Genomic DNA, 17,434 nt, shown 5'->3' on the forward strand with positions numbered 1-17,434 from the left:
ACGGAATGGAAGTGATATATTGGGTACATCTAGCCCTACTAGAGACAGATATATTTTTCTAGTTGTTTCCTTTATCCTTTGGTTTTCACACTTTATCTATGTCCCTATCTTAGCTCCTTATGTGCAGTCGTTGGGAGGAAGGTACACATTTACAGGCATTGTTTTAAGCAGCTATGGACTCATGCAGCTATTATTTCGGCTGCCGCTTGGGATTTTTTCAGATCTCACTAAGCTAAGAAAACCATTTATGATTTTTGGAATGATAGTGAGCGCGTTTAGTTGTTTCGCATTCGCTATAACAGATAGCTTAGGCTGGGTGCTTGCAGCTCGTTCATTGGCCGGGCTCGCAGCTGCTACATGGGTTGCTTTTACCGCGCTATATCCAACTTATTTTGCCAGTCACGAGGTTCATCGTGCGATGGGAAGTATCTCATTCATTGTCGTTTTAGCACAGCTGCTTGGGATGAGTTTAAGCGGTTACGTTGTAAATGAATGGGGGTGGCATGCTCCTTTTTGGATAGGCGGGGCAATTGGTATTGCAGGTTTAGCGCTTTCATTACTTATTTTTGAGAGAAAAGAGGAAGTGACGAAGGCTCCAATTAAGCTGAAGGATTTAACATCCGTTATGCGGGAACCGTTATTACTCAAAATTTCTTTCTTATCTATTTTGGCGCACAGTATCATTTTTACGACAATGTTTGGTTTTATCCCTGCCTACGCATTAAGTGTTGGGCTTAAGACGAGTGATATTAGCATGATTGTATTTTCGTTTATGATTCCTCATGCTATCGCTACCCTGTTTATGGGGAGAGTGCTTGTTCCTCTTCTTGGTAAGTGGAGATCATTAGAAATAGCTTTCTTTTTAACAACATGCTTTACGCTTATAACACCTTTAATTCATACGAAAGGATTATTATGTGTTATTCAAGGACTTAATGGGTTCTCACTAGGGCTTCTTTTCCCTCTTTTCCTAGGAATGGCAGTTGAATCGATTCCGCTTGAAAAACGGGCTACTGCTATAGGAGGATATCAAGCGTTATATGCACTTGGTATATTTGGCGGACCGTTTTTTGCGGGAATGTTGAACTCAATGATGGGAATTGAGGCCGGATTTTATTTTGCAGGGGCATTAGGATTATTAGCTACTGCTCTAGTGATTATTTGGAGAAAAAGGGAACATACTTATGAAGTTCCGAGCCTGAACAGATGAAGATAACAGTTAAATCCAAACAGTCAAAGAAAGGGGAAGGTTACATTGCGTTTAGCATATGATCCGTCACATTATCGTGATAATACAAATTTAAAAGATACTATCGAGGCAGTTGCCAGATTAGGGTATGAATATGTAGAGCTATCACCTCGTAAAGATTTTATTTGGTTTTATGAATATCCAAAGGTTAATAAGCAGCTGATAAAGGATTTAAAAAGATATTGTTTGGATGCCGGTGTTAAAATCTCTTCTGTACTTCCTGTTCAACAATGGTCTTCACCCATTGAAGAAGAACGTCAAGCTGCAGTGAGAAATTGGAGACGCTGTATTGAAATCACTTCTGAATTGGGAGTAGATTTAATGAACAGCGAATTTGCCGGCGACAAAAGCTGTCCGGTTGAAAGTGAAGCTGCTTTTGTTAAATCAATGGAAGAGCTCATGCCAATTTTTGAAAGAGAAGGTATTAAACTTAATTTACAATCTCATCCTAACGATTTTATTGAGTTAAATACAGAAGCGATTCGAATGATTCGTGCACTGGATAAAGATTGGATTAAGCTGGTATATTCTGTTGCACATGCCTTCTTTTATGATGATGGTATTGGCGATGTAGAGAAACACTTAGACGAGGCAGGAGATTTACTTGCTCACGTTCTCATTGCTGATACTCTTAATCATAAAGCTGCATTTGGATTACGATATATTGTGAATCCTCCTAATGCAAACGTAACCATTCACCAGCATTTGAACCCTGGTGAAGGAGAAGTAAACTTTGATGCATTATATCGGAAATTAAGAGAAATGAAGTTTGATGGAATTGTAACAAATTCAGTATTCGCTTACCCTGATAAACCAGAATGGTCCAACGAAGTAACGCTGAAATCCATTACAGAGGGATTAAATCTGAAATCTATTAAAGAAGGATTAAATATTTAATATGAGAGTATAGCTAACCTGCGTTAATCATAGAAATCCAGGCTGTGGAGAAGATGTTCTCCGCAGTCTGTTTTTTCTTACACTTGTAAGAAAGTATACATTTCCATCTAGAAGCGAATTCGACGAAGCAGGAAATTTTAGGAATACAGTGTAAGTGCAGCTACGCTTCTGTCTTCGCCTAACAGCCCGCTAATCAGCAAGTTTTCTTTACTAAGGGAACTAAAAAGAGTTGGTTCAAAGCGCAAACCAACTCTTTTATATTTTTTCAATTAACCTAATGTTTTTCTTTGAAAATCTGCAATAGCATTGTACTCTTCATTCAGCTTACGAGAGACACGAAGGAAAATAGAAACTAATTCACGATACACTTCAACATGCTCTTTTATAGGTCGATGTGTATGGGTAGCTCCTACCATGTTGGAAACAACACGGAGGGAGTCAATTTCTTTTAGAGCATATAGGCCAAGAATAGCTGCGCCGAGACAAGAGCTTTCAAAGCTTTCCGGGACAGTTACTTCTTGATCGAAAATATCTGCCATCATTTGGCGCCACAGCTCTGAGCGTGCAAAGCCGCCAGTTGCTTGTACCTTTTTCGGCGTACCAATCTGCTCCTCAAGTGCGAGCAAAACGCTGTAGAGGTTAAAAATTACACCTTCTAATACAGCACGAATCATATGCTCTTTTTTGTGATGCAGGCTTAGACCAAAGAAGGATCCTCTAGCATTTGCGTTCCATAATGGTGCTCGTTCGCCAGCTAAATACGGATGGAACAGCAATCCGTCTGCACCAGGAGAAACACGGGTTGCAATTCTAGTGAGTACTTCGTACGGATCCACCCCTAAGCTTTTTGCCGTTTCGACCTCAGCAGAAGCGATTGTATCCCGTACCCAGCGGAATGTCATGCCGCCATTATTCACAGGTCCGCCGATGACCCAGTGATTTTCTGTTAAGGCGTAACAGAAAATACGTCCTTTCGGATCTGTAACAGGCCGGTCTGTTACGGTGCGAATTGCTCCGCTTGTCCCAATTGTTACGGCTACAACTCCAGGATCAATGGCGTTTACGCCAAGATTGGATAGTACACCATCATTTGCCCCAATGACAAAAGGGGTAGAAGAAGAAATTCCCAGCTCCTGTGCAACTGTTTCCTCGAGTCCATCGAAGTAATAAGTGGTAGGAACGAGTTTAGATAGGTGAGCTCTTGTAATTCCAGCTACCTCAAGCGCTTCCTCATCCCAATCTAGGTTGTGTAAGTTCATCATACCAGTGGCAGAAGCGATGGAATGATCGACTACAAATTCTTTAAATAGTTGATAAAATACATATTCTTTAATGGAGATAAACTTAAAAGCCTTGGAGAAAATCTCTGGCTTTTCTTCCTTTATCCAACGAATTTTGCATAATGGCGACATTGGATGAATCGGTGTTCCTGTGCGCATGTAAATACTATGGCCATTCCACTTCTCCTTAATAGCTTCAGCCCACTTTGTGCTTCTGTTATCCGCCCAGGTGATACAGTTCGTAAGCGGTTTCCCGGATTCGTCAATTGCAATGACACTATGCATAGCTGAGCTGAATGAAACGCAAAGAAGCTCCTCTTGGCGAATCGAACTTTGCCCAATTGCCTCTTTGATTGTTTCTAATACCGCCTTGTAAATCTCGTCAGGATTTTGCTCAGCAGTTAAAGGCGTTGGAGTTAATAAAGGGTACCCAACGGTATGATGGGAAATCACTGTGCCATCCTTTGAGAAAAGTACTGCTTTCGTGCTGGTTGTTCCGATATCGACACCTAACATATATCCAGTTTGCTTCATAAGTATAATCTCCTATCTATACAGCATGTGATCGTATATACACGCTTAGCGGTCTTCTGCTGCATCATCGTTTGTAGATTTTTAAGTAATAAATAAGCCAATCAAAAATACAACCCCGAATGCTACGAGGGAGCTTAGTGTTTCCATGATTGTCCAAGATCGAAGGGTATCCTTCACATCTAATCCAAAATACCGATTGATAAGCCAAAAGCCAGAATCATTTACATGAGATGCAATCGTTGCACCCGCAGCAATAGAAATCGCGATCAATCCTAAGACTGGCCCTTTTAAGCCAAGGCTGGCTATAAAGGGTGATAATAAGCTGCCTGCAGTTACCATTGCTACTGTGGCAGAGCCTTGGGCAATGCGTACAATGGATGCAATAAGAAAAGCAAGGACAATAGGAGGAAGAGAAGAGTGTTCCATTGAGTTTGCTAATACCCTTCCCACGCCTGAATCAACTAAGACCTGCTTAAATACACCGCCGGCACCTGTGACAAGAATAATCATTCCTGCTGGTTCAAGAGCCTTGCTGGCAATCACTTGTACCTCCTGCTTTGAATATCCGCGTTTAACGCCTAACAAGTAAAATACAAGCAGAGTTGAAATAAGCAAAGAGACGAATGGGTGCCCTAAGAATGTAAAGATTGTACGGACGATATTTCCTTCTTGTAAAACAACCTTTGAAATTGTATTTAGAAGAATGAGAGCGAGTGGAACTAAAATAATACCTGTAATGAGTCCAAAACTTGGCAGCTCTTGGTCGTCTTCGATTTCTTCTACATTCATATAGTGGGGGACAGCCACATGTATTTTTTGTGCAATATATTTTCCAAACCAAGGCCCTGCTACTATCATTGCAGGCAGACCTGCAATCGTTCCAAATAAAATGACCCATCCAAGATCGGCACCAATTAAATTGGCAACAACAATGGGACCTGGAGTGGGAGGAATAAAGCTGTGGGTAATAGCCAGACCTGCAAACAGAGGAATACCATAATATAATAGGGAACGCCCTGTTTTCCTTGCTAGCCGGTAAACAATGGGAATTAAAACAACAAAGCCGACATCAAAAAAAACTGGAATCCCTACGAGAAACCCTGTAAACCCTAATGCCCAAGGAATCTTGTCTTCTCCAAATTTTTTTATGAGTGTTTTGGCAAGACGTTCTGCTCCGCCTGATACTTCAAGCATTTGTCCAAACATAGCACCTAAGCCTACGACAACAGCTACGAAGCCGAGTGTTTCGCCCATACCTTTTTGCATGGAACGAACAACATCATTTAAAGGCATTCCCGTGGCAGAGCCAACAAGTAAACTAACAAGAAGCAGAGCGACAAATGCATGGAGCTTTGTTCGAATAACTAAGAATAAAAGGAACGATATCCCGGCGGCAGAGGCTAGAATAAGTTTGAATTCGGACATGATGAATCCTCCGATACCTTGTAGAGTTTTACAGTTTTAGGGTTCCCAAGTGTGCCAACACCCCCGATTTTCTAAAATGCCATATGTTTACTTGTTTCAATTTCTTCCCTAATTAACGAGAAAAAATTTTCTAATATGTTCATTATACGAAAAAAAATTCCTCGTGCAATCGTTTTCAAGAAAAAATTTTCTTTTCAAGTGATTTTAGTTATAATAAGAGTAAGGTTTTATAGGAAAGGGGTGAAAAAATGGAACAGCCTCAACAATGTCTCACTAGAATTCAGTCATTTTATCCGGAGTTTAGTGAAACAGAAAAAAAAGTTGCTGATTATATTTTGCAGTTTCCAGAGAAAATGATGCATCAAACAATTACACAAGTTTCTGAGGATATTGGAGTAGCAACTTCAACCGTCTTTCGTTTCTGTCAAAGAATTGGCTTTAAAGGATATCAAGCCATGAAAATTGTGTTGGCGACTGAAATTGCTCTGCCGATTCGAGAAATGGTTCAGGAAAAAATTCAGGAGCAGGATAATGAAAGGGCCGTTACGGAAAAAATCTTTAATACTAGTATTCGAACATTTAAAGATACTATTCAAATGATGGATTTTTCCTTAATAAAAAAGGCAGTAAAGGCCATATTACATGCAGAGCGAGTTGAATTTTATGGGATAGGCGGTTCGGGAATCGTAGCGCTTGATGCCCATCATAAATTTATTGGATCGGGCATCTCTACGGTAGCCTATACAGATCCTTATTTACAGCTGAGGGCAGCATCCCAGCTTACAGAAAAAGACGTAGCAGTAATTATTTCGGATTTAGGGGCGAATGCAGAAACAATCCAAGTTTTGGATGCGGCAAAGGAAGCTGGGGCTAAAACAATTGTGATTACTAACTTGACAAAATCTCCTCTAAATAAGAAAGCTGATATTATTTTACGTACAGTTACTAGTGGAATTGAGGCACGCTCTGAGGATGTATTTTCTAGAATTGTTCAGTTGAGCCTCATTGATGCTTTATATACAAACGTAATCAAGGGTAAAAAGGGAATGGGGAAAGGCCCGATGGACAAAATCAGAAAGATATTCGAGTAATCGTGTATGAAATCACACAAGCAGTTGCTGGGAAGCCTTGGATACATATAAAATCCAAGGCTTTTTTAGATGAAGAAAGTATAACTGTTGGGGACATTGTCCAGCCCCTATGATCTACTTGCTGTTTTGTGGAAATAACTTCTTTTCACTTCCATTTGGGAATTTTTTTACATTAGGAAACAACCGAGTATATTATGTATAAATCATTGCACTATTCAGAACAAACTATTATATTAGAAAAGGTGGAAGGAGAGATGTAGATGAAAGTTGAGTTGTTAGCTTCTATTAGTGTATATATGTTAGGCATGCTTATGATAGGTTACTATGCTTACAAGCGTACATCCAGCTTGTCTGACTATATGCTGGGAGGAAGAACGGTTGGGCCTGTAGTCACTGCAATTAGCGCAGGGGCATCCGATATGAGCGGATGGCTGTTGATGGGGCTTCCTGGGGCTATGTTTGTTCAAGGAATTAGCGCATCTTGGATTGCAATTGGCCTTACATTAGGTGCTTATGCGAACTGGTTGTATGTGGCACCGCGATTAAGAAGCTATACTGAAGTTGCAAACAATTCCATGACTATTCCGGCTTTTCTAGAGAATCGTTTTGGTGATACATCAAAGATGTTACGTTTAATTTCGGGCCTTATTATTATGGTATTCTTTACATTTTATGTATCCTCTGGAATGGTATCAGGCGGAGTTTTGTTTGAAAACACCTTTGGTCTTAATTACCAAATCGGTCTTTGGGTAATTGCCGGTGTTGTTGTTTTATATACATTGTTCGGCGGGTTTCTTGCTGTAAGCTGGACTGATTTTGTACAGGGAATGATTATGGTTATAGCTCTTATTATGGTTCCCTTGGTTACAATTATGCACGTTGGGGGAATTGGACCGGCGTTTACTGAGATTAAAACTATTGATCCTACCCTGTTCGATATGTTTAAAGGAACAACCCTCCTAGGTATTATTTCTTTATTTGCGTGGGGACTCGGTTATTTCGGGCAACCGCATATTATCGTTCGCTTTATGGCAATTTCTTCTGTGAAGGAAATTAAAAAGGCACGTGGCATCGGGATGGGATGGATGATTTTTTCCGTTGGCGGTGCTATGCTTACGGGATTTGTAGGGATCGCTTATTACTCTAAACAGGGACTAAACTTAGCAAATCCAGAGACTGTGTTCATTGAATTAAGTGAAATTTTATTTCACCCTATTATTACTGGATTTTTGTTGGCTGCTCTTCTTGCGGCGATTATGAGCACGATTTCTTCACAGCTTCTTGTTACTTCAAGTGCATTGACTGAAGATTTATATAAGACGCTTTTTAGACGCTCTGCAACAGATAAGGAGCTTATACTAGTTGGCCGTCTTTCTGTTTTGCTTGTTTCAATCGTTGCAGTAATCATAGCTTACGGCAGAACAGGTACAATCCTATCATTAGTAGGATATGCATGGGCTGGATTTGGAGCTGCATTTGGTCCGGTCATTCTGCTGAGCCTTTATTGGAAACGGATGAACAGATGGGGAGCCCTAGCGGGAATGATAGCAGGGGCAAGTACGGTTATCATTTGGACAAGCATTCCATTTTTGAAGGATACACTTTATGAAATGATACCAGGATTTATTGCAAATCTACTTGCTATCTATGTAGTAAGTCTTTTAACACCACAACCAAGCAGTGCCACGCAGGAAAAATTTGAACAGTATAAGCATTCAGCTTGATTGGTGTAGAGAACTTGTTAAGCTATTCGGGGGATACCGGGCATATTCTGTAGATATGCCCGGTATTTTTTATGCTTTAAGAAAGAATAAGATTTCAGCTAGAAGCTCATTCGGCGCAGCGGGAAATTGTAAGGATAGGTATAGCTGCTTTTCTGTCTTCGCTTAAACCACACGTTTTGTACGCGGGTTGTTTGCCTCTCGGAGCTAAACAAGGGGAGTTCCATTTTCCTTATATTATGATAATAAATTCGCTTGATATGATATATAGGATAGTTGATTATTTTGGTCATCATCCGTTATCATATAAGAGACACCTTCTATTTATAGTATTTACTTTAAGATAGACGGTTATTTTATCTGGGTTTTTATGTAATCGATTACATCAAAAGGATGAGTGAATATAGAATGATGAAAATGAGCGATGTGGCAAAGCTGGCAAATGTATCTACAGCAACTGTTTCCCGGGTTCTTAGAAAGCCGGATAAGGTGAGCAAGGAAACTAGGCAAAAGGTCTTGGAGGCTATTAAAGAGCTGAATTATCAACCGAACATGGTCGCCAGACAATTTAGGACAAAGGAAACAAAAACAATCTTAGTCGTAATTCCAGATGTAACAAGCCCTTTCTTTTCGGAAGTACTTAGGGGAATTGAGCATACAGCTCTTGAAAGCGGTTATCGGGTGATTTTAGGGGACACAGAGAATGATATCAACAGAGAGCGAGAATATATTGAGTTGTTACTCCAGCAGCAAGCGGACGGAATGATTCTATTAACTGCCAGAATGGATCGGGCGAGTTTAGAGGAAATTTCAAATCAATTTCCAGTGGTGCTTGCCTGTGAATATATTGATGAGCTAGAGATTCCGACTGTATCTATTGACAATATTAGTGGTGCTAGAAAAGCGACTGAACATCTCATTCAGCTAGGCCATACTAGAATTGCACATATAGCTGGCCCTATGAATGTTATATTAAGCCGAGATCGTCTAAAGGGCTATGAACAAGCTATGATGAGTTACCAATTGAGTGTTGACCCTGTATATATTAAAGAAGGTGATTTTAGTCTTGAATCTGGCTACGATCAGATGTTGAATTTATTGGCGTTAGAGGTTCCGCCTACTGCTGTTTTTGTTTTTAATGACCTAATGGCGATAGGGGCAATTAAGGCTGTAAAGGATAAGGGATTGCATGTTCCGGGAGATATAGCTGTGGTAGGCTTTGATAATATTAGGATGACGTCTGTATTTGAACCTAATATAACAACAATTGATCAGCCGAAGTACGAGATTGGTAAAAAGGCAATGGATTTATTATTAAAGCTAGTGAATGGAGAAACCTTACAAAAGAAAAAATTTGTATTGAAGGATGAATTGATTATTAGGGAATCCTCAGGTTCAAAATCTAATGCTGAGAAGCTCTAAAAATAAACAGGTGTTATAGAAACATAACTGTTATCACAAAGCAGGTGAAAACATCCAAGAGCATTAGCGAGTAGTTTAAAGAAGAAATCTAAGGCTTCACAAGAATATGAATTAGGAAGCAAGGAATATTCCCCTCCTGTTACGAATGTATGAGTAAGGATTATTTTGAGAACGGGAGGGGAGTATGATGACAGTAGTACAGAGGAGACTGGACGAATATAAGCATATATATGGGCAGTTGAAGGAAAAGCTAAGATGGAAGATTGGTGATAAGCGAACATTGATGATTGTTGCGTCAATGTATGTTGTGAACGACAAGCCGTTTCATTTCCCTCAGTTTTTCGAGCTAAGCCAGTATGTGAAAAAGCAGGCTGGCTTCTTCTCGCCGCTGAAATCATATTCGCGCTTCACAATAGCAGCTATGCTGGATGTACGGTTTGAACGACCGGCTGAAGCATTTCATAGGCTGCTAGAGTTGTACAACAGTCTTGTTGCTGGCGGCTTTGCCAAGGGTCTCTTTACTTACATTGCGGCGGCGGCAATGCTGTCTAATCAGGATGACTATAAGGAGGCCATTACACGGTCATTAACTATATATAAAGGGATGAAGGTAAAGCATAAGTTTCTCACAGCAAGCAGTGATTATCCCTTGGCAGTCCTTCTTGGGAAAACAGACGGTGCCATAGAAGACATAGTGGAACAGATGGAACAATTTTATGAAAAGCTAAGTGAAAGCGGATTTAAAAAGGGAAACGATTTGCAATTTTTAAGCCATATTCTCTCCTTACATCGTGAAATAGCGCAGAATGTGCTAATTGAGCGTTGTGCGGTATTGCTTCAAGGGTTAAAACAATCGGGGCAGAAGGTAAAGAAAATGCATTATTCTACGATTGGCTTACTTGCTCTATTAGAGGATGGCACGAAGGCAATAGGAGAGATTAGCAAAGCTATGGAGCATTTAAATCGGGAAAAACGATTTAAAGCCTACCGGGATTTAAACTTTATGCTGGCAGTAAACTTCCTTGTGAGTGATAAAATATCAGATCCGCGTATGCTTGAAACAGGATTATATACAGCAATCGAGACAATTATTCAAGCGCAGCAGGCAGCGATGGTCTCATATGTTGCTGTTATTTCCGCAGGCTCTTCTGCTTCCTCTAGCAATAGCTCGTATTAATTTTTTTATATTTATAAGTAAAGTGTAGGATGCTCCCTGATATACAGATGCATATTCTATAGAAGTCTGATAAATGATAGAAAGCGGATTTGAGGAACAGCTAATTCCTGCTCTTTCTCATATTTAAAAAATAAGCTGTGGAGAAGTTCTTCTCCACAGCTTATTTTTCCTCTCTAATTAAATTCTAAATGAACTTTTCAAGGAAACAATTTGGTTGAACACGATACGATCCTTAGTTGTATGCTTCGAATCTACATTGAAGTAACCGTGACGGAAAAATTGGAATTTATCCTGAGGCTGTACATTCTTCATGTTTTCCTCGATGTAGCCTTGCAAAATTTCTAAGGAATTTGGATTGATATGATCAAGGAAGGTTTCGCCTTCTTCTTGCTTTTGGTCATCTAGAATGAGAGGCTCGTACAAACGGAATTCAGCCGGTACTGCCTTAGATGCTTCAACCCAGTGAATGGTTCCTTTTACCTTACGTCCTGTAAAGCCGCTGCCGCTCTTTGTCTCCACATCGTATGTGCAGTGAAGCTCGATGACATTGCCATTTTCATCCTTCACAACATCGTTGCACTTAATGAAATACGCATGCTTTAATCGTACCTCGTTGCCAGGGAAGAGTCGGAAATATTTCGCTGGCGGGTTTTCCATAAAGTCATCCTGCTCGATATAAATTTCACGAGAGAATGGGATTTTTCTCATGCCCATTTCAGGATTTTCTGGGTTAATCTCCGCATCGAGCCATTCTACTTCGCCTTCTGGGTAGTTTGTAATGACAACCTTTAATGGCCGGATGATTCCCATGGTGCGCGGTGCTTTTAATTTTAAGTCTTCACGGACAAAATGTTCAAGCATTTGCGAGTCGACTGTGCTAAATGCTTTTGCGACACCAATTTCACGGCAGAAGGTACGAATAGCTTCTGGTGTGTAGCCTTTTCGGCGTAAGCCGGAAATTGTCGGCATACGCGGATCATCCCAGCCGTCCACCACGCCTTCGTCTACCAATTGCTTTAGTTTTCGCTTACTCATAACGGTGTTTGTGAGGTTTAAGCGAGCAAATTCAATTTGCTGCGGCTTGCTTTTTGTTTCACAATGTTCGATCACCCAATTGTATAAAGGACGTTGGTCCTCAAATTCTGTTGTACAAATAGAGTGTGTAACATCCTCAATCGCATCCTCAAGAGGGTGGGCAAACGCGTACATCGGATAGATGCACCATGTATCGCCTGTGTTATGGTGCGTTGCATGAGAAATGCGGTAAATGACAGGGTCACGCATATTAATATTTGGAGAGGACATATCGATTTTAGCTCGTAATACCTTTTCGCCATCCTTAAATTCCCCATTGCGCATCCGTTCAAATAAGTCAAGATTTTCCTCAATAGAACGATTACGGAATGGACTTTCCTTGCCAGGCTGTGTAAGTGTGCCGCGGTATTCACGAATTTCTTCGGCTGATAGGTCGTCCACATAAGCAAGCCCTTTTTTAATAAGGAGGACTGCACGTTCGTACATTTCTCCGAAATAGTCAGATGCGAAGAACAGGCCGTCCCACTCGTAGCCAAGCCATTGCACATCTTCTTTAATGGAATTTACATATTCAATATCTTCCTTTAAAGGGTTCGTATCATCAAATCGTAAATTTGTTTTTCCTTTAAATTCATCCGCCAGTTCAAAGTTTAATACGATTGATTTTGCATGGCCAATATGTAGGTAACCATTTGGCTCTGGCGGGAAGCGAGTGATTACATAATCGCGCTTTCCTGTTTCTAGATCTTCTTTTACAATATTTCGAATGAAGTTAGATGTGTTATGCTCCATCTTCTCAACCTCCTTGTAGCATGTTTTTAAGAACGGTTTGAAAGCCTCGTTTTCACGTACTCACAAATGCTGTTCTCTCCAGTATTTTCAGGAACTGAATATATTATAATGATAAATTCCGAAAAAAACTATATAGGCACGAATATCTCAATCATACCATAAATAGCTGATGGAACGAAAACAGTTGCTTTGGTGGATGAGCGAAATAGCTGCAGCATGTAATAAAAAGCACATTTTTACATTGTGCCTTTGTGTCAGTACAGAAGGTGTGAGCTCTCCTTATCTGCCTTATGAGAAGCCTGTTGAACGGCCCTGTATTTTGTCTCTTAGGAAGAAGGTGTGACACTCCCTGCCTTCGACCAACGGAAGACCCCTTGTGGGAAAGGAGCGTTAGCGAGTAGGCGGCAGTTCAATAGAGAATGGGCAGGGAATAGAAGCAACTAAACACTCATACGATTATTATAAGAAATTTTTACGGGTGTATAGAAAGGAAGATACAAAGATGCAGACAATTGCAATAGATCTATTGCAAAGCTCCCGCATTCTCATTTTGGATGACAGTCCAAGCAACATTCGGATATTAGAGTGCATACTGCAAATGTCAGGATATAAGGACATCAAGGGCATTACCGATCCGCGTGAGATTATATCTGTCTGTGAGCTCTATCAACCAGATTTGCTTCTTCTAGATTTACGTATGCCGCATTATGATGGCTTTCAGGTAATGGAACTGCTTCGAGAACGATTTCCAGAGGCGAGTTATCTTCCTATTCTAGTGATTACGGCACAAAATGACAGGGACAGCTGTCTTCGGGCACTTGATCTAGGAGCAAGGGACTTTGTAGGAAAGCCATTTGATCAGTCGGAGATGCTGATGCGCGTTCGGAACTTACTTGAGGTTCGTCAGCTTCATAATCAGCTTCGAAAAGCAAATCAATTGTTAGAAATAAAGGTGGCAGAACGTACAGCACAGCTCAAAGAAACACAGCTGGAGCTTGTTGAGAGACTAGGTCAAGCGGTGGAATTTCGAGATCAGGATACAGGATTCCATATTACGCGTATGTCCCATTACACAGCGGCCCTAGGAAAGGCAGCAGGCCTTTCAGATGAAACGGTAGATCTCCTTTTACACTCTAGCACATTACATGATATCGGGAAAATTGCTATTCCGGATTACATTTTACGGAAGCCTGGGAAGCTGACAAATCAGGAATACGAGCAGATGAAGGTACATACAGTGGTTGGGGCGAATATGCTGCGCGGGAGTTCATCTAAGCTTTTGCAAATGGCATACGATATTGCTCTAACGCATCATGAGAAGTGGGACGGGACAGGTTATCCACATGGATTAAAGGGAGAAGCTATTCCGCTGACAGGGCGTATCGTTGCCGTATGCGATGTCTTTGATGCACTTACATCTGAGCGTCCCTACAAAGCTGCATGGAGTGATGAAGCTGCTATGCAATATATTGTGGAATCAAGCGGTACCCATTTTGATCCTTCTTTAGTGAAGAATTTTCAAGATATCTTTCCTTCTATTTTAGAAATTAAAAATAGGTACACAAAAGGGTAATGATGAAGAGACGTTATAGTAAACAGCATAGAAGGAAGTAGTAACTTCATTATACAAACAGACTGCAGGCAAATCCGTATTTTGAGGGATTTGCCTGCAGTCTGAAGCGCTGCCTTATGCAGCGCTTTTTTAAACGCCTGTTCTTCGGCGTTGGTTATTTGGTTTTTTCGTTTGCTGGCTTTTCATTGCTTTTGTATTTTTGACAAGGCTGTTATCTGTTTTCCCAGCTGTCTGCCCTTGCTTTTTATTAGCGAGCATCTGTTTCATGGCTTCCTGAAGACTGATTTTCTTTGGCGCAGCTTGTTCATTATTTTCGAAATTAGACATGGAAATAAGTCTCCTTCATAAATTGTGTCAGTATATATCATATACTGAAAGAAACCGGAATAAAAGAAAGTGTTGCTGTATTTTTGTTCTTAGCCATTTTGCCCCCTTTGCAGCAGGGGTTCCATTACAAAGGGATATTATTGATACACAAGAGAAGTTTTGGAGGGCCTTTCATGAACATGCACCTATCATTTCCAATTTGAAATTATAAACATTATATTTGCATATTGCTTCACACAAAGTATAATTGATAAGCAATAGTAATTAGAGAGGTAGAACATATGAAACCATATATTCAGAAGCATATACAAGCATTTCAGGAGCAAAATCAAAATAGAGGCCGTTTATTAATTAGCTGTCCTGACCAACCGGGAATTGTGGCAGCTGTATCTCGTTTCCTATTCGAGTACAACGCTAATATTATTGAATCCAGCCAATATTCTACAAACCCAGAAGGCGGCACGTTTTTTATCCGGATTGAATTCGAATGCCCTAGCTTAAGTACAAAAGCAAAGGAAATGGAACAAGCCTTTGGAGCGGTTGCTGAGCAGTTTTCCATGGAATGGAGGCTGTCCTACGTACATGATTTAAAACGAACAGCAATCTTTGTTTCGAAAGAATTACATTGTTTATTAGAATTGCTTTGGGAATGGCAAAGCGGGGACTTATTAACAGATATCGCCCTAATTGTCAGCAACCATGAGGATGCCCGCGAAACAGCGGAATCATTTGGCATTCCTTTCTGCCATATCCCTGCAAGCAAGGAGAACCGTGCAGAGGCGGAAGCGAAGCAACTGCAATTACTAGAGGAGTATAAGATTGATTTGATTATTTTAGCTCGCTATATGCAAATTCTAACTCCTAATTTTGTAGCTGCGCATCCGAACCGAATTATTAATATTCATCACTCGTTTCTTCCAGCCTTTATCGGTGCGAGACCATATGAGCGTGCGTATGAGCGCGGGGTGAAGCTGATTGGGGCTACGTCTCACTATGTAACGAACGATCTAGATGAAGGTCCAATTATTGAACAGGGAGTAGAGCGGGTGCATCATCACCACAATGTTGAGGAGCTCAAAAAAATCGGACGTTCCATCGAGCGCAGCGTATTGGCGCGTGCTGTGAAGTGGCATTTGGAAGACCGTGTGATTGTTGATCGAAATAAAACAATTGTATTTTAATAGCATAAAACGCCCGGCTTTCTCATAAGCCGGGCGTTTTGTTGTATTAAAAGACTTTTGTAGTCCAGGATTCACAGTTCCAAATATCGGTAGTCACATCGCGGTAAAATTCCGGTTCATGGCTGATAAGAAGAATGCTGCCCTTATACTCCTTTAGGGCGCGCTTTAGCTCTTCCTTTGCATCTACGTCTAAGTGGTTTGTCGGCTCATCGAGTACAAGAAGATTTGTCTCTTTGTTCACGAGCTTACAAAGGCGTACCTTTGCCTTTTCCCCACCGCTTAGCACCGCTACCTTACTCTCGATATGCTTTGTTGTTAATCCGCATTTAGCGAGAGCAGCACGGACTTCATATTGATTAAAGGATGGGAATTCATTCCATACTTCCTCAATGCATGTATTATAATTTGCCTCTTTGATTTCCTGTTCAAAGTAGCCAATATACAAGTGTTCCCCTAATTGTACAGAACCAGAAACTGGCTGAAGTTCACCAAGAATACTTCTGAGAAGTGTTGTTTTTCCAATTCCGTTTGCTCCGACAAGGGCGATTTTTTGTCCACGCTCCATCCGTAAGTTTAATGGTTTAGAAAGCGGGCTGTCATATCCGATAACTAGATCCTTTGTTTCAAAAATCAGCTTTCCAGACGTGCGGGCAGCCTTAAAGTGAAACTCTGGCTTCGGTTTTTCCTGCGCAAGTTCAATAATCTCCATTTTATCCAGCTTCTTCTGTCGAGACATTGCCATATTACGGGTGGAAACGCGGGCCTTGTTACGGGCTACGAAGTCCTTCAAGTCCGCAATCTCTTGCTGTTGCTTTTTATAAGCTGCTTCAAGCTGCTGCTTCTTCACTTCGTATACCTGCATGAAGTTATCGTAATCACCGACATATCGATTTAATTCTTGATTCTCCATATGATAAATCAAGTTGATTACGTTATTTAGGAATGGAATATCATGGGATATTAAAATAAATGCATTTTCGTATTCCTGCAAGTAACGCTTCAGCCATTCAATATGCTGCTCATCGAGATAGTTTGTCGGCTCATCCAATAAGAGAATCTCGGGCTTTTCAAGAAGAAGCTTAGCAAGAAGAACCTTCGTACGCTGACCGCCGCTCAAATCCTGCACATCTCGATCAAGACCGACATCATCAAGTCCAAGTCCGCGAGCTACCTCTTCAACTTTAGAATCAATGACATAGAAATCATTGTTGGTTAACATATCTTGAATAACTCCGACTTCTTCAAGCATTTGCTCTAGCTCCTCCGGAGTTGCTTCCGCCATCTTGACATAACATTCATTCATTTGTGCTTCCATATCAAATAAATATTGAAATGCACTGCGCAATACATCACGAATGGTCATGCCGCGCTGCAGCACTGCATGCTGGTCCAAGTAGCCGACACGTACGTTTTTCGACCATTCAACCTTTCCCTCATCCGGCTGGAGCTTGCCTGTAATGATATTCATAAATGTTGACTTTCCTTCACCGTTCGCACCGATGAGACCAATATGCTCTCCCTTTAATAGACGAAAGGAGACGTTGTTAAAAATAGCACGGTCACCGAAGCCATGGCTTAAATCCTTTACCGTTAAAATACTCATAGTTATGCACCTTATCCTAATGTATTTAAAATATTTATTCACGGAATTATTCGTTTTTTACACATAGTTGATTATACCGAAGTTAAGAAGAGCAGAAAAGAGGAATATCATTCTACATAAAGAAGAA

General features: G+C 40.7%; 13 protein-coding genes. 8 read left to right on the plus strand and 5 right to left on the minus strand.

Going from position 1 to position 17,434, the window contains the following annotated elements; translation table 11 throughout:
* Nucleotides 1-19 precede the first annotated feature (19 nt).
* Together AC6HZ4_RS01675 and AC6HZ4_RS01680 are read left to right on the plus strand one after the other, a co-directional pair.
* Complete coding sequence (locus tag AC6HZ4_RS01675; RefSeq protein ID WP_497493290.1) at nt 20-1,210, plus strand: MFS transporter; 1,191 nt, start codon at nt 20-22, stop codon at nt 1,208-1,210.
* Nucleotides 1,211-1,255: 45 nt separating this feature from the next.
* Complete coding sequence (locus AC6HZ4_RS01680) at nt 1,256-2,146, plus strand: sugar phosphate isomerase/epimerase family protein (RefSeq protein WP_497493291.1); 891 nt, start codon at nt 1,256-1,258, stop codon at nt 2,144-2,146.
* Nucleotides 2,147-2,415: 269 nt separating this feature from the next.
* Here AC6HZ4_RS01680 and gntK read toward each other — a convergent pair whose 3' ends face one another.
* On the minus strand, nt 2,416-3,960 hold the full coding sequence (gene gntK / locus AC6HZ4_RS01685; protein WP_497493292.1) for a gluconokinase: 1,545 nt from the start codon (nt 3,958-3,960) through the stop codon (nt 2,416-2,418).
* A gap of 81 nt (nt 3,961-4,041) precedes the next feature.
* Entirely contained in the window at nt 4,042-5,385 is a 1,344-nt protein-coding gene (locus AC6HZ4_RS01690) for a GntT/GntP/DsdX family permease (protein ID WP_497493293.1), read from the minus strand.
* A gap of 248 nt (nt 5,386-5,633) precedes the next feature.
* Between AC6HZ4_RS01690 and AC6HZ4_RS01695 the strand changes: the two genes are divergently transcribed.
* The 4 genes from AC6HZ4_RS01695 to AC6HZ4_RS01710 all read left to right on the plus strand — a co-directional run bounded on the left by AC6HZ4_RS01695 (nt 5,634) and on the right by AC6HZ4_RS01710 (nt 10,796).
* The gene (locus tag AC6HZ4_RS01695; RefSeq protein WP_497493294.1) at nt 5,634-6,476 is read left to right on the plus strand and encodes a MurR/RpiR family transcriptional regulator; all 843 of its coding nucleotides are present in this window, start codon (nt 5,634-5,636) and stop codon (nt 6,474-6,476) included.
* 260 nt (nt 6,477-6,736) lie between these two features.
* Nucleotides 6,737-8,200, plus strand: a complete 1,464-nt coding sequence (gene putP / locus AC6HZ4_RS01700) for a sodium/proline symporter PutP (protein WP_497493295.1) — start codon at nt 6,737-6,739, stop codon at nt 8,198-8,200.
* A 405-nt stretch (nt 8,201-8,605) separates the two neighbouring features.
* Nucleotides 8,606-9,619: a LacI family DNA-binding transcriptional regulator gene (locus tag AC6HZ4_RS01705; protein WP_497493296.1), complete on the plus strand. Its 1,014-nt coding sequence runs from the start codon at nt 8,606-8,608 to the stop codon at nt 9,617-9,619.
* Between the two features lie 184 nt (nt 9,620-9,803).
* Nucleotides 9,804-10,796, plus strand: a complete 993-nt coding sequence (locus AC6HZ4_RS01710; RefSeq protein ID WP_497493297.1) for a DUF4003 family protein — start codon at nt 9,804-9,806, stop codon at nt 10,794-10,796.
* Nucleotides 10,797-10,973: 177 nt separating this feature from the next.
* Here AC6HZ4_RS01710 and AC6HZ4_RS01715 read toward each other — a convergent pair whose 3' ends face one another.
* Nucleotides 10,974-12,623, minus strand: coding sequence for a glutamine--tRNA ligase/YqeY domain fusion protein (locus tag AC6HZ4_RS01715; RefSeq protein ID WP_497493298.1), 1,650 nt, complete (start codon nt 12,621-12,623; stop codon nt 10,974-10,976).
* 502 nt (nt 12,624-13,125) lie between these two features.
* Between AC6HZ4_RS01715 and AC6HZ4_RS01720 the strand changes: the two genes are divergently transcribed.
* A complete protein-coding gene (locus tag AC6HZ4_RS01720) occupies nt 13,126-14,196 on the plus strand; it encodes an HD domain-containing phosphohydrolase (protein WP_497493299.1) in 1,071 nt (356 codons plus the stop codon).
* Nucleotides 14,197-14,325: 129 nt separating this feature from the next.
* Here AC6HZ4_RS01720 and AC6HZ4_RS01725 read toward each other — a convergent pair whose 3' ends face one another.
* Nucleotides 14,326-14,523 carry a hypothetical protein gene (locus tag AC6HZ4_RS01725; protein WP_497493300.1) on the minus strand — a complete coding sequence of 66 codons (198 nt, stop codon included), beginning with the start codon at nt 14,521-14,523 and terminating at the stop codon, nt 14,326-14,328.
* Between the two features lie 281 nt (nt 14,524-14,804).
* Here AC6HZ4_RS01725 and purU point away from each other — a divergent pair, with 281 nt between their 5' ends.
* Nucleotides 14,805-15,704, plus strand: coding sequence for a formyltetrahydrofolate deformylase (gene purU / locus AC6HZ4_RS01730; protein ID WP_497493301.1), 900 nt, complete (start codon nt 14,805-14,807; stop codon nt 15,702-15,704).
* Between the two features lie 46 nt (nt 15,705-15,750).
* On the opposite strand, the gene AC6HZ4_RS01735 is transcribed toward purU, so the two are convergent.
* Nucleotides 15,751-17,307, minus strand: a complete 1,557-nt coding sequence (locus tag AC6HZ4_RS01735) for an ABC-F family ATP-binding cassette domain-containing protein (RefSeq protein WP_497493302.1) — start codon at nt 17,305-17,307, stop codon at nt 15,751-15,753.
* Nucleotides 17,308-17,434 lie beyond the last annotated feature (127 nt).

The organism is Ectobacillus sp. OTK, from assembly GCF_059698935.1.

What these genes read in the sequence shown, in the direction of transcription:
- gntK (WP_497493292.1), bottom strand. Translation starts at nt 3,960, where the DNA reads ATGAAGCAAACTGGATATATGTTAGGTGTCGATATCGGAACAACCAGC.
- AC6HZ4_RS01690 (WP_497493293.1), bottom strand. Translation starts at nt 5,385, where the DNA reads ATGTCCGAATTCAAACTTATTCTAGCCTCTGCCGCCGGGATATCGTTC.
- AC6HZ4_RS01695 (WP_497493294.1), top strand. Translation starts at nt 5,634, where the DNA reads ATGGAACAGCCTCAACAATGTCTCACTAGAATTCAGTCATTTTATCCG.
- putP (WP_497493295.1), top strand. Translation starts at nt 6,737, where the DNA reads ATGAAAGTTGAGTTGTTAGCTTCTATTAGTGTATATATGTTAGGCATG.
- AC6HZ4_RS01705 (WP_497493296.1), top strand. Translation starts at nt 8,606, where the DNA reads ATGATGAAAATGAGCGATGTGGCAAAGCTGGCAAATGTATCTACAGCA.
- AC6HZ4_RS01710 (WP_497493297.1), top strand. Translation starts at nt 9,804, where the DNA reads ATGATGACAGTAGTACAGAGGAGACTGGACGAATATAAGCATATATAT.
- AC6HZ4_RS01715 (WP_497493298.1), bottom strand. Translation starts at nt 12,623, where the DNA reads ATGGAGCATAACACATCTAACTTCATTCGAAATATTGTAAAAGAAGAT.
- AC6HZ4_RS01720 (WP_497493299.1), top strand. Translation starts at nt 13,126, where the DNA reads ATGCAGACAATTGCAATAGATCTATTGCAAAGCTCCCGCATTCTCATT.
- AC6HZ4_RS01725 (WP_497493300.1), bottom strand. Translation starts at nt 14,523, where the DNA reads ATGTCTAATTTCGAAAATAATGAACAAGCTGCGCCAAAGAAAATCAGT.
- purU (WP_497493301.1), top strand. Translation starts at nt 14,805, where the DNA reads ATGAAACCATATATTCAGAAGCATATACAAGCATTTCAGGAGCAAAAT.
- AC6HZ4_RS01735 (WP_497493302.1), bottom strand. Translation starts at nt 17,307, where the DNA reads ATGAGTATTTTAACGGTAAAGGATTTAAGCCATGGCTTCGGTGACCGT.